This window comes from Streptomyces sp. NPDC005202 (assembly GCF_040608235.1).
Lineage (GTDB): Bacteria > Actinomycetota > Actinomycetes > Streptomycetales > Streptomycetaceae > Streptomyces.
Genome location: NZ_JBEXHW010000040.1, coordinates 1 through 12158, shown reverse-complemented (window position 1 = coordinate 12158; position 12158 = coordinate 1). Strand labels below are relative to the sequence as shown.

General features: G+C 70.7%; 8 protein-coding genes and 3 pseudogenes. 4 read left to right on the top strand and 7 right to left on the bottom strand.

Annotation, left to right across the window (positions count from 1 at the left end; translation table 11 throughout):
• Positions 1-219 precede the first annotated feature (219 nt).
• Entirely contained in the window at positions 220-885 is a 666-nt protein-coding gene (locus ABZV31_RS33645; protein ID WP_355900654.1) for a TetR/AcrR family transcriptional regulator, read from the bottom strand.
• A gap of 160 nt (positions 886-1045) precedes the next feature.
• On the opposite strand from ABZV31_RS33645, the gene ABZV31_RS33640 reads away from it, so the two are divergent.
• Positions 1046-1924 (top strand): shikimate dehydrogenase, encoded by an 879-nt coding sequence (locus ABZV31_RS33640; protein WP_355900653.1) that lies wholly within the window; start codon positions 1046-1048, stop codon positions 1922-1924.
• Between the two features lie 39 nt (positions 1925-1963).
• Complete coding sequence (locus tag ABZV31_RS33635) at positions 1964-3754, top strand: TIM barrel protein (protein WP_355900652.1); 1791 nt, start codon at positions 1964-1966, stop codon at positions 3752-3754.
• Positions 3755-3881: 127 nt separating this feature from the next.
• Here ABZV31_RS33635 and gnd read toward each other — a convergent pair whose 3' ends face one another.
• The 6 genes and pseudogenes from gnd to ABZV31_RS33605 form a co-directional block, all read right to left on the bottom strand.
• Positions 3882-4766, bottom strand: a complete 885-nt coding sequence (gene gnd, locus ABZV31_RS33630) for a phosphogluconate dehydrogenase (NAD(+)-dependent, decarboxylating) (protein ID WP_355900651.1) — start codon at positions 4764-4766, stop codon at positions 3882-3884.
• 7 nt (positions 4767-4773) lie between these two features.
• Positions 4774-6456 carry a glucose-6-phosphate isomerase gene (pgi, locus tag ABZV31_RS33625; RefSeq protein ID WP_355900650.1) on the bottom strand — a complete coding sequence of 561 codons (1683 nt, stop codon included), beginning with the start codon at positions 6454-6456 and terminating at the stop codon, positions 4774-4776.
• 1 nt (position 6457) lies between these two features.
• Positions 6458-7384 carry a glucose-6-phosphate dehydrogenase assembly protein OpcA gene (gene opcA / locus ABZV31_RS33620; protein WP_355900649.1) on the bottom strand — a complete coding sequence of 309 codons (927 nt, stop codon included), beginning with the start codon at positions 7382-7384 and terminating at the stop codon, positions 6458-6460.
• On the bottom strand, positions 7381-9075 hold the full coding sequence (gene zwf, locus ABZV31_RS33615; protein ID WP_355900648.1) for a glucose-6-phosphate dehydrogenase: 1695 nt from the start codon (positions 9073-9075) through the stop codon (positions 7381-7383). Before zwf ends, opcA begins: the two co-directional genes overlap by 4 nt.
• A pseudogene (gene tal / locus ABZV31_RS33610) lies at positions 9072-10261 on the bottom strand (transaldolase). Before tal ends, zwf begins: the two are co-directional and overlap by 4 nt.
• A gap of 184 nt (positions 10262-10445) precedes the next feature.
• A pseudogene (locus tag ABZV31_RS33605) lies at positions 10446-10955 on the bottom strand (transketolase); the annotation flags it as partial.
• Positions 10956-11195: 240 nt separating this feature from the next.
• On the opposite strand from ABZV31_RS33605, the gene ABZV31_RS33600 reads away from it, so the two are divergent.
• Together ABZV31_RS33600 and ABZV31_RS33595 are read left to right on the top strand one after the other, a co-directional pair.
• Positions 11196-12002 carry an AraC family transcriptional regulator gene (locus ABZV31_RS33600; protein ID WP_355900647.1) on the top strand — a complete coding sequence of 269 codons (807 nt, stop codon included), beginning with the start codon at positions 11196-11198 and terminating at the stop codon, positions 12000-12002.
• A 55-nt stretch (positions 12003-12057) separates the two neighbouring features.
• A pseudogene (locus tag ABZV31_RS33595) lies at positions 12058-12158 on the top strand (YtxH domain-containing protein); the annotation flags it as partial.

Sequence of the window (12158 nt, the reverse complement as noted above, 5' to 3'; positions counted from 1 at the left end):
GGGGGACTCCAACGTAGGTGGAGTGAGCGGAAGCGGAGAAGTGCCGGATCCCTGGGGGTGACGGGTCGGCCGCGCCGGGTGCGCTGCCCGGCTAATTAACCCACTGGATAGTTAGTAGTGGTTGGGAAGGGATGTTGCGCCCACGTTTCCCGGGTGTCAAGGGGGCGTGCCGCAGGGTTCGTACGAGTACGGGGAGCAGCACCAGCTCTACGACGGCGGTCAGTCCGCGGCGCGCTCTGCCGTCAGGTAGGCGATCACCATGTCGCCGAGCATCCTGCGGTAGTGCTCGCGCCGGGCCGGGTCGACGAGGTCGCGGCCGAACAGGGCGCCGAAGGTGTGGCGGTTGGCGACCCGGAAGAAGCAGAACGAGCTGATCATCGCGTGCAGGTCGACGGCGTCCACGTCGGCCGTGAACAGGCCCGACTCCCGGCCGGACTGAAGGATCCGGCGGATCACGTCCAGCGCGGGTGAGCCGATCCTGCCGAGCTTGTCCGAGGCGGCGATGTGCTCCGCCTCGTGGATGTTCTCGATGCTCACCAGGCGGATGAAGTCGGGATGTTGCTCATGGTGGTCGAAGGTCAGCTCGGCCAGGCGCCGGATGGCTGCCACCGGGTCGAGGTGCTCGACGTCCAGCTGCTGCTCGGCCTCGCGGATCACGCCGTACGCCCGCTCCAGCACGGCCGTGAACAGCTGCTCCTTGCCGCCGAAGTAGTAATAGATCATCCGCTTGGTGGTGCGGGTGCGGGCGGCGATCTCGTCGACGCGGGCCCCGTCGTAGCCGGCCCGGGCGAACTCCTGCGTGGCGACGTCGAGGATCTCGGCCTTGGTGCGGGCGGCGTCACGGATGCGCCCGTTCGGTCGTGCCGGTTCGTCGACGCTGGTCATCGGGTTCCTTCGGGCGTAGGGCCAGTGCCGGTGATTCTAGAAGCAGGGGCGGGCGTTTCCGCCGGGGTCTTCCCGGGAGCCCGCGAGGCTGATATAGCTAACGTACTAGTTCGTACATTAGCGCTTTGTTGTGAGAGCTCGCCCGCTCAGGAGGTCCGCGGTGGCCAAGGACTCGTATCTCGTCGGACTGATCGGTTCCGGCATCGGCCCGTCGTTCAGCCCGGCGCTGCACGAGCGGGAGGCCGGCCGTCAGGGCCTGCGCCTGCTGTACCGGCTCATCGACATCGACACCCTCGGCGTGCCGCCCGAGGCGGTGGGCGACCTGGTGCGCTCGGCCCGCGACCTGGGCTTCGACGGGCTCAACATCACCCACCCCTGCAAGCAGCTCGTCATCGAGCACCTGGACGCCCTCGCCCCGCAGGCCGAGGCGCTGGGCGCGGTCAACACCGTGGTCTTCGAGGACGGCCGCGCGACCGGCCACAACACCGACGTCACCGGCTTCGCCGCCTCCTTCGCGCGCGGCCTGCCCGACGCGCCGCTTCAGCGGGTGGTGCAGCTGGGCGCGGGCGGCGCGGGGGCCGCCGTCGCCCACGCCACGCTGACGCTGGGAGCCGAGCGGGTCACGGTCGTGGACGCACTGCCCGAGCGGGCCGCCGCCCTGGCCGACTCCCTGAACCGCCACTTCGGCGCCGGCCGGGCGGCCGCCGCCACCCCGGACGCGCTCGCGGACCTGCTCAACCAGGCCGACGGCGTCGTCCACGCCACGCCCACCGGCATGGCCGCCCACCCCGGCCTGCCCTTCCCGGCCGAGCTGCTGCACCCGGGGCTGTGGGTCGCCGAGGTGGTCTACCGCCCGCTGGAGACCGAGCTGCTGCGCACGGCCCGCGCGCTCGGCTGCGCCACGCTCGACGGCGGCGGCATGGCCGTCTTCCAGGCCGCGGACGCGTTCCGCCTGTTCACCGGGCGGGAACCCGACAGCGCGCGGATGCTCGCGGACATCGCCGAGCTGGCGGGCGGCCCGGTGGGGGCGCGGAAGTAGCCGGCGTCAGGAGCGCGGAAGAAGAAGAGAGGTACTGAGGTGCGGACGTCCATCGCCACCGTCTCCCTGAGCGGATCCCTCACCGAGAAGCTCACGGCCGCCTCCCGGGCCGGCTTCGACGGCGTGGAGATCTTCGAGAACGACCTGCTCGCCAGCCCCCTCACCCCCGAGGAGATCCGCGCGCGCTGCGCCGACCTCGGCCTGCGCATCGAGCTCTACCAGCCGATGCGCGACATCGAGGCGGTGCCCGCCGGGGAGTTCGCCCGCAACCTGCGCCGCGCCCGGCACAAGTTCGAGCTGATGCGCAGGCTCGGCGCCGACACCGTCCTCGTCTGCTCCAGCGTCTCCCCGCTGGCCGAGGACGACGACGCGCTCGCCGCCGAGCAGCTGAGCGAACTGGCCGACCTGGCCCAGGACTTCGGCATCCGCGTCGCCTACGAGGCGCTGGCCTGGGGCCGGCACGTCAACACGTACGACCACGCCTGGCACATCGTCGAGACGGCCGGCCACCCGGCGCTCGGCACCTGCCTGGACAGCTTCCACATCCTCTCCCGGGGCTCCGACCCCAAGGGCATCGAGGACATCCCCGGCGAGAAGATCTTCTTCCTGCAACTGGCGGACGCCCCGCAGCTCGCGATGGACGTGCTCCAGTGGAGCCGCCACTACCGCTGTTTCCCCGGACAGGGCGGCTTCGACGTCGCCGGACTCGTACGGCACGTGCTGCGCACGGGATACCACGGCCCGCTCTCCCTGGAGGTCTTCAACGACGTCTTCCGGCAGGCCGAGGCGGGCCCGACGGCCGTCGACGCGCACCGCTCGCTCCTCGTCCTCCAGGAAGCCGTCGGCGCGGCCGATCTGCCCGCGCCCGTCGTCCCCACGGGCGTCGCCTTCGCCGAGCTGGTCACGCCGGACGCCGAACCGGTCGCGGCGGTGCTGGGCGCCCTGGGCTTCGCCCGCACGGCCCGCCACCGCGGCAAGCCGGTGGACCTGTGGCAGCAGGGCGAGGCCCGCATCCTGGTCAACACCGGTCCGGCCGTACGCCGGGACGGCACCCAACTCGCCGCGATCGGCCTGGAGTCCGCCGACCCGGCGGGCGCGGCCCGTCGTGCCGAGGCACTGCTGGCCCCCGTACTGCCGCGCCGCCGCGCCCCGCAGGAGGCCCCGCTCGACGCGGTGGCGGCCCCCGACGGCACAGAACTGTTCTTCTGCGCCACCGACCGCCCCGAACTGCCCAACTGGCGCGCGGACTTCGAGGACGTGGAGCTCACACAGGGAGCCCCGGGCATCGAACGCATCGACCACCTCGCCCTCACCCAGCCCTGGCACCACTTCGACGAGGCGGCCCTCTTCCACCGCAGCGTGCTCGGGCTGGACGCCCAGGAAAGCGTCGATGTCGCCGACCCCTACGGACTGCTGCGCAGCCGCGCCGTCACCAACGCCGACGGCAGCGTCCGCATCGCCCTCACCGTCGGCGCGGCCCCCACCGACGACACCGTCCACGCCCAGCACCTCGCACTGGCCACGGACGACGTGGTCACCGCCGCCCGCCGCTTCCGCGCCGCCGGCGGCCGCCTCCTGCGGATCCCCGCGAACTACTACGACGACCTGGCGGCACGCTACGAGCTGACCGACGAGGAACTGGACACCTACCGCGACCTCGGCATCCTCTACGACCGCGACGCGGGCGGCGCCTTTCGGCACTGCTACACCGAGACCGTCGGCCGGGTCTTCTTCGAACTGGTCCAGCGCGATCCCGGCTACCGCGGCTACGGCGCCCCGAACGCGCCCGTACGCCTGGCGGCCCAGCACGCGCAGCGGTCGGCGCGGTGAGGCGAGCCGCCCCAGCGCGCCGAGCACCCGCACGGGCCGCGGTCTTCAGTTCCACTCCGCGACGACGGGCCGGCCGTGCTCCGAGGTCGGCCCGCTGCCCGACCTCGGACGGGGACTCGCCGGCGCGCTAGTCCTTCTTCGCGGACTCGACGGCGTGGCCGCCGAACTGGTTGCGCAGCGCCGCGACCATCTTCATCTGCGGGGAGTCCTCCTGGCGCGAGGCGAACCGCGCGAAGAGCGAGGCGGTGATCGCCGGGAGCGGCACGGCGTTGTGGATGGCGGCCTCCACTGTCCACCGGCCCTCGCCCGAGTCCTCGGCGTAGCCGCGCAGCTTCTCAAGGTGCTCGTCCTCGTCGAGGGCGTGCACCGCGAGGTCGAGGAGCCACGAGCGGATGACGGTGCCGTCCTGCCAGGAGCGGAAGACCTCGCGCACGTCGGTGACCGGCGCGACGGTCTCGAGCAGTTCCCAGCCCTCGGCGTAGGCCTGCATCATCGCGTACTCGATGCCGTTGTGGACCATCTTCGCGAAGTGGCCCGCGCCCACGCTGCCCGCGTGGACGTAGCCGTACGGGCCCTCCGGCTTGAGCGCCTCGAAGATCGGCTGGAGCCGTTCGACGTGCTCCTTGTCGCCGCCGACCATCAGCGCGTAGCCGTTCTGCAGACCCCACACGCCGCCGGAGACGCCCGCGTCGACGAAGCCGATGCCCTTGGCGCCCAGCTCCTTCGCGTGCTTCTCGTCGTCCGTCCAGCGGGAGTTGCCGCCGTCGACCACGATGTCACCGGGCGACAGGAGCTCCTTGAGCTCGTCGACGACGGACTGGGTGGCTGCCCCCGCCGGTACCATCACCCAGACCACGCGCGGGGCCTGGAGCTTGTCGACCAGTGCGGCGAGGCTGCTGACGTCGGAGAGTTCGGGGTTGCGGTCGTAGCCGACGACCATGTGGCCGGCGTGGCGGATGCGGTCGCGCATGTTGCCGCCCATCCTGCCGAGACCGATGAGTCCGAGCTGCATTTTCAGTTCACTTCCTAAGCGTGCGGTAGGCGGCCACGAGGGCAGCGGTGGACGGGTCGAGACCGGGCACCTCCGCGCCCTCGGTCAGGGCGGGCTCGACGACCTTGGCGAGGACCTTGCCGAGCTCGACGCCCCACTGGTCGAAGGAGTCGATGTTCCAGATCGCGCCCTGCACGAACACCTTGTGTTCGTAGAGGGCCACCAGCTGACCGAGGACCGACGGGGTCAGCTCGGTCGCCAGGACGGTCGTGGTGGGGTGGTTGCCGTGGAAGGTGCGGTGCGGCATCTGGTCCTCCGGCACACCCTCGGCACGCACCTCCTCGGCGGTCTTGCCGAAGGCGAGCGCCTGCCCCTGCGCGAACAGGTTGGCCATCAACAGGTCGTGCTGCGCCTTGAGCTCGTCGCGCAGCTCGTCCACCGGGTTGGCGAAGCCGATCAGGTCGGCCGGGATCAGCTTGGTGCCCTGGTGGATCAACTGGTAGTAGGCGTGCTGCCCGTTGGTGCCGGGCGTGCCCCACACCACCGGACCGGTCTGCCACTGCACGGGCCTCCCGTCGCGCTGCACCGACTTGCCGTTGGACTCCATGTCCAGCTGCTGCAGATAGGCGGTGAACTTGGACAGGTAGTGCGAGTACGGCAGCACCGCGTGCGTCTGCGCGTTGAAGAAGTTGCCGTACCAGATCCCCAACAGGCCCAGGATCAACGGGGCGTTGGCCTCGGCGGGCGCGTTGCGGAAGTGCTCGTCGACGATGCGGAAGCCGTCGAGCATCTCACGGAAGCGGTCCGGGCCGATGGCGATCATCAGCGACAGGCCGATCGCGGAGTCGTAGGAGTAGCGGCCGCCGACCCAGTCCCAGAACTCGAACATGTTGTCCGGGTCGATGCCGAACTCGGTGACCTTCTCCGCGTTCGTCGACAGCGCCACGAAGTGCCTCGCGACCGCCTTGTCTCCCCCACTCCCGGCTTCGCTCGAGCGGGAGGTGCCCCCCTCCCCGAGACCGGCCAGCAGCCACGAGCGGGCCGAGGTCGCGTTGGTGATCGTCTCGAGGGTGGTGAACGTCTTGGACGCGACGATGAACAGCGTCTCCGCCGGGTCCAGGTCGCGGGTCGCCTCGTGGAGATCGGCACCGTCGACGTTCGACACGAACCGGAACGTCAACTCCCGTGCCGTGGACGCGCGCAGCGCCTCGTACGCCATCGCCGGACCGAGGTCGGAGCCGCCGATGCCGATGTTGACGATGTTCCTGATCCGCTTGCCGGTGTGGCCGGTCCACTCGCCCGAGCGGACGCGGTTCGCGAAGTCCGTCATCCTGTCGAGGACCGCGTGGACCTGCGGGACGATGTTCTCGCCGTCGACCTCGATCACTGCGTCGCGCGGGGTGCGCAGCGCGGTGTGCAGGACGGCGCGGTTCTCGGTGATGTTGATCTTCTCGCCGCGGAACATGGCGTCGCGCAGGCCGAACACGTCGGTGGCGGCGGCGAGTTCCTGCAGCAGGGCGAGGGTCTCGTCGGTGACCAGGTGCTTGGAGTAGTCGATGCGCAGGTCGCCGACGCGCACCGTGTAGCGCTCCGCGCGGGAGGGGTCCGCCGCGAACAGCTCCCGCAGGTTCGGGTTCTGCAGCGCGTCCGCGCGGTGGTCCTCCAGGGCGGTCCACTCCGGCCGCCGGCTGAGCGTGGGGGTGTCGGACATGTCAGGCGCTCTCCTTGATGCCCTCGCCGCGCAGGGCGACGGCGTACATCTCGTCGGCGTCGAGGCGGCGCAGCTCCTCGGCGATGAGTTCGGAGGTGGGGCGGACCTTCAGCGCGAGGGTGCGCGACGGCTGGCCCGGCAGGCTCATCGTGGCCAGCGGGCCGTCGGGCCGGTCGATGATGATCTCGCCGTTGTCGGTGCCGAGCCGTACGGCCGTGACGAGCGGTCCGGCGCTGACCAGGCGGTCGGCCTGGACGTTCAGCCGCGCCTCCAGCCAGCGGGCGAGCAGCTCGGCGCTCGGGTTCTCGGCCTCCGCCTCCACGGCCGCCGAGGTCACCTTCTCCCGGGCCTGGTCCAGGGCGGCGGCCAGCATCGAGCGCCACAGGGTGAGCCGGGTCCAGGCGAGGTCGGTGTCGCCGGGCGCGTAGGAGTGGACCCGGGTCTGAAGGACGTCCAGTGGGCGCTCGACGGCGTACAGGTCGGTGATCCGGCGCTGGGCCAGTGCCCCGAGCGGGTCCTGCGCGGGGTTCACGGGCGCGTCCACCGGCCACCACACGACGACCGGCGCGTCCGGCAGCAGCAGCGGCAGCACCACGGAGTCGGCGTGGTCGGACACCTCGCCGTAGGTCCGCAGCACCACCGTCTCGCCGGTACCGGACTCGGAGCCGACCCGCACCTCCGCGTCCAGGCGGGAGTGGGTGCGGTCCCGCAGGGTGCGGGCGTGCCGCTTGATGACGACCAGGGTGCGCGAGGGGTGCTCGCGCGAGGCCTCCTCGGCCGCCTTGATCGAGTCGTAGGCGTTCTCCTCGTCCGTGACGATGACCATCGTCAGGACCATGCCCACGGCGGGCGTGCCGATGGCGCGGCGACCCTGCACCAGCGCCCCGTTGATCTTGCTTGCCGTGGTGTCGGTCAGGTCGATCTTCATGGCCTGCGCCAGCTCCGTCCGTCTCGTGCGAGCATCTCGTCGGCTTCCCGCGGACCCCACGTGCCTGCGGGGTACTGCGCGGGCCTGCCGTGCTCGTCCCAGTGGGCCTCGATCGGGTCGAGGATCTTCCAGGACTCTTCCACCTCCTGGTGACGGGGGAACAAGTTGGCGTCACCGAGCAGCACGTCCAGGATGAGGCGCTCGTAGGCCTCCGGGCTCGACTCCGTGAAGGACTCGCCGTAGGCGAAGTCCATCGCCACGTCCCGGATCTCCATCGAGGTGCCCGGCACCTTCGAACCGAACCGGACCGTCACGCCCTCGTCCGGCTGGACACGGATGACGATCGCGTTCTGGCCGAGTTCCTCCGTGGCCATCGTGTCGAAGGGGGAGTGCGGGGCACGCTGGAAGATGACCGCGATCTCGGTCACCCGGCGGCCGAGACGCTTGCCGGTGCGCAGGTAGAACGGCACGCCCGCCCAGCGGCGGTTGTCGATCTCCAGCCTGACCGCCGCGTACGTGTCGGTCTTCGACCCGGGGTCGATGGCCTCCTCCTGGAGGTATCCGACGACCTTCTCGCCGCCCTGCCAGCCCTCCGCGTACTGGGCGCGCACGGTGTGGGCGCCCAGGTCCTCGGGCAGCCGCACGGACTTCAGCACCTTGAGCTTCTCGGTGAGCAGCGCCTCCGCGTCGAAGGCGATGGGCTCCTCCAAGGCGGTCAGCGCCATCAGCTGCAGCAGGTGGTTCTGGATGACGTCCCGGGCGGCGCCGATGCCGTCGTAGTACCCCGCGCGGCCGCCGATGCCGATGTCCTCGGCCATCGTGATCTGCACATGGTCGACGTACGACCGGTTCCAGACGGGCTCGTACATCTGGTTGGCGAAGCGCAGCGCCAGGATGTTCTGGACGGTCTCCTTGCCCAGGTAGTGGTCGATGCGGAACACCTGCTCCGGATCGAACACCTCGTGCACGATCTGGTTCAGCCGGATGGCGCTCGCCAGATCGTGACCGAACGGCTTTTCGATGACGGCCCGCCGCCACGCGCCCTGTGGGGGGTCCGCCAGGCCGTGCTTCTTCAGTTGCTGCACGACCTTCGGGAAGAACTTCGGCGGTACGGAGAGGTAGAAGGCGAAATTGCCGCCGGTGCCCCGGGAGGTGTCCAGCTCCTCGATGGCCTCCCGCAGCCGCTTGAACGCGGTGTCGTCGTCGAAGTCGCCGGGGACGAACCGCATGCCCTCGGCGAGCTGCTGCCAGACCTCCTCGTGGAACGGTGTCCGGGCGTGCTCCTTGACCGCGCTGTGCACGACCTCCGCGAAGTCCTGGTTCTCCCAGTCCCGGCGGGCGAAGCCGACCAGCGAGAAGCCGGGCGGCAGCAGACCGCGGTTGGCCAGGTCGTACACGGCCGGCATCAGCTTCTTGCGGGACAGGTCGCCGGTGACGCCGAAGATCACGATGCCGGACGGGCCCGCGATCCGGGGCAGCCGGCGGTCTCGGGGGTCGCGCAGGGGATTCACCCAGTCGGCGGCCGGGACGACCGGTCCGCGCACGTCGGACGTCGCGGCCTCGGAGGTCGGCGCCTCGGTCTTGGCCTCGGCGGCCGGTGCCTGGCTCTTCGCGGCCTCGGCGGCCGGTGCCCCGGCCGTGGCGGCCCCGGGGGCCTGCGCAGCCGCCGCCTCGGCAGGCTTCTTGGTCATTGCGCGTCAACTCCCTTGCTGTTGAGGGACTTCGTGACGGCGTCCAGCAGGTCCTGCCAGGCCGCCTCGAACTTGCCGACGCCCTCGTCCTCGAGCTGCTGGACGACCTCGTTGTAGGAGATCCCCAGACGCTCGATGGCCGCGAGGTCGGCGCGGGCCCGGTCGTAGCCGCCGGTCACCGTGTCGCCGGTGATGTCACCGTGGTCGGCGGTGGCGTCGAGCGCGGCAAGGGGCATGGTGTTGACCGTGCCGGGCGCGACCAGCTCCTCCACATACAGGGTGTCCTTGTATGCCGGATCCTTCACGCCATATGCCGGATCCTTCACGCCGGTGGAGGCCCAAAGGGGGCGCTGCCTGGTGGCTCGGGCACCGGCCAGGGCCAGCCGGCGCTCACCGGGCTGTGTCGAATTGTCGGCAGAGCCGAACAGGGCCTCGTACGCCTCGTAGGCCAGCCGCGCGTTCGCCGGCGCCGCCCTGCCCTTCAGGGCCAGGGCCTCGATGCTGCCCAGCAGCGTCAGGCGCTTGTCGATCTCGGTGCCGACGCGGGAGACGAAGAAGGAGGCGACGGAGTGGATCGTCGACAAATCCAGGCCCGCGGCCTGCGCCTGCTCCAGACCGGTGAGGTAGGCATCCATCACCTCGCGGTAGCGCTCCAGGGAGAAGATCAGCGTCACGTTGACGCTGATGCCCAGGCCGATGACCTCGGTGATGGACGGCAGGCCCGCCCGGGTCGCCGGGATCTTGATCATGACGTTGGGGCGGTCGACCAGCCAGGCGAGCTGCGTGGCCTCGGCGACGGTCGCCGCCGTGTGGTGGGCGAGCCGCGGGTCGACCTCGATGGAGACCCGCCCGTCCCGGCCGCCGGTCGCGTCGTACACCGGCCGCAGGATGTCGGCGGCGGCGCGCACGTCGGCGGTGGTCATCATGGGCACGGCCTCGTCGACGGTGACGCCTCGCACGGCCGGCTCCGCGAGGGGCTCCTCGTAGCCCTCGCCGGAGCCGGTGGCGGCCTGGAAGATCGACGGGTTGGTGGTGACGCCGACGAGTTCCTGCTCTCGACGAGCTCGGCCAGGTTGCCCGAGGTGATCCGCCTGCGCGACAGGTCGTCCAGCCAGATCGACACGCCCTCGTCGGACAGGCGCTTGAGTGCCCCCGCGGTCGCGGTTGCTTCGGTCACAGTGATCATCTTCCTTGTCGCGTTCGGATCACGCGCGCGCGGCGGCCAGTGATTCGCGGGCTGCGGCGGCGACGTTCTCGGAGGTGAAGCCGAATTCGGCGAAGAGGGTCGTGGCATCGGCGGAGGCGCCGAAGTGTTCGAGGGAGACGATGCGTCCTGCGTCACCCACGAAGCGGTACCACGTCAGGCCGACGCCGTCGGAGACGAGCGCCCAGATGGTGTGGTCGAAGGGGGCCTCGCCCTCGGGGGCGTCCGGGTCGAACAGGCCGCGCTCGTAGCGGGCGGCCATCGCCATGCCCACGGCGTTGGCGACGCCCTGGCCGAGCGGGCCGGTGGTGGTCTCCACGCCCGCCGTGTGCCCGTACTCGGGGTGACCGGGCGTCTTCAACCCGCGGCTGCGGAACGCCTTCAGGTCGTCCAGCTCCAGCTCGTACCCGGAGAGAAAGAGCCGCGTGTACAGGGTCAGCGAGGTGTGGCCGGGGGACAGGACGAAGCGGTCACGGCCCGTCCACTCCGGATCGGCGGGGTCGTGACGCATCACCTTCTGAAAGATCGTGTACGCGGACGGGGCCAGGCTCATCGCGGTGCCGGGACGGCCGTTGCCGACCTTCTGTACGGCATCGGCCGCCAGAAGGCGGGAAGTGTCGACGGCACGCCGGTCGAGGTCGGTCCACTCGAAGCGGTCGGATGTCTGCGTGCTCATCTTCAAGAAGCCCTCGAAAAGAAGCGGATTGCTGCCGGATGCGTTCGAACGTAAAAGTCTGACTTTTTCGCGGGAAGGTCTCTCTGTGTCAGCCTGTGGTGGGACACGCTGACGACCCGGCGCGCGAACGAGGCGGCACGAGAAGGACATGACGGCACAACCCTCCAAGGCGGAGACGCAGCCGGTGACGCGATCAGAACCTTCCCCTTCCCGGTCGACCTCAGCGTCTGCGGTGTCGGGATGCAGATCGGTCCCATGGGCACCGATCGCACCTGGCACGCCGAGGCGCCCCTGCACCGCATCCACCGCATCGACTTCCACGTGGTCATGCTCTTCAGCGACGGCCCCGTGCGGCACATGATCGACTTCGCCGAGTACGAGGCCACGGCGGGTGATGTGCTGTGGAGCCGCCCGGGACAGGTCCACCGCTTCTGGAGGACCAACGAGTACCGCGGAACCGTCCTGACCATGCAGCCCGGCTTCCTGCCCTGCGCAACGGTCGAGGCCACCGGGCCGTACCGCTACGACCTGCCGCCCCTGCTGCACCCCGACGACGCCTGGCGTGACGCCCTGAAGGCCGCGCTCGCCCAGCTCCAGCGCGAGTACGAGGACACCACGACCCTCCCGCTGAGCCTGCACACCTCGGTGCTGCGCCACTCCCTCACGGCGTTCCTGCTGCGCCTTGCGCATCTCGCGGCGAGCTCGGCGGGGGCCGCCGGACAGCAGGCCGGCACGACCTTCACCCTCTTCCGCGACGCCGTCGAGAAGGGCTTCGCCATCAACCACAGCGTCAGCGCCTACGCCGACGCCCTCGGCTCCTCCCGCCGCACCCTCGTCCGCGCGGTCCGCGCCGCCACCGGCGAGACCCCCAAGGGCTTCATCGACAAACGCGTCGTCCTGGAGGCCAAGCGCCTCCTCGCCCACACCGACCTGCCCACAGGGCGCGTCGGCGCCGCCGTCGGCTTCCCCGACGCGGCGAACTTCTCCAAGTTCTTCCAGCTGCACACGGGACAGGCCCCGGCGGCGTTCCGGGCGGAGCTGCGCTGAGCGCTCCCATGGGAGAGGGGAGCTGCGCTGAGCGCTCCCATGGGAGAGGGGCCCCACGCGCGCCGGACGGGAGCGCTACGAACAGCTGAAGAAGTCCGCACACCAGGTCGCGCAGAACCCCGCGGTGCGCAACACCGCCGAGACGGCGGCGCAGCA

Coding starts and splice junctions, on each gene's coding strand:
- ABZV31_RS33645 (WP_355900654.1), bottom strand. CDS start 885: ATGACCAGCGTCGACGAACCGGCACGACCGAACGGGCGCATCCGTGAC.
- gnd (WP_355900651.1), bottom strand. CDS start 4,766: ATGCAGCTCGGACTCATCGGTCTCGGCAGGATGGGCGGCAACATGCGC.
- pgi (WP_355900650.1), bottom strand. CDS start 6,456: ATGTCCGACACCCCCACGCTCAGCCGGCGGCCGGAGTGGACCGCCCTG.
- opcA (WP_355900649.1), bottom strand. CDS start 7,384: ATGAAGATCGACCTGACCGACACCACGGCAAGCAAGATCAACGGGGCG.
- zwf (WP_355900648.1), bottom strand. CDS start 9,075: ATGACCAAGAAGCCTGCCGAGGCGGCGGCTGCGCAGGCCCCCGGGGCC.
- ABZV31_RS33600 (WP_355900647.1), top strand. CDS start 11,196: ATGCAGATCGGTCCCATGGGCACCGATCGCACCTGGCACGCCGAGGCG.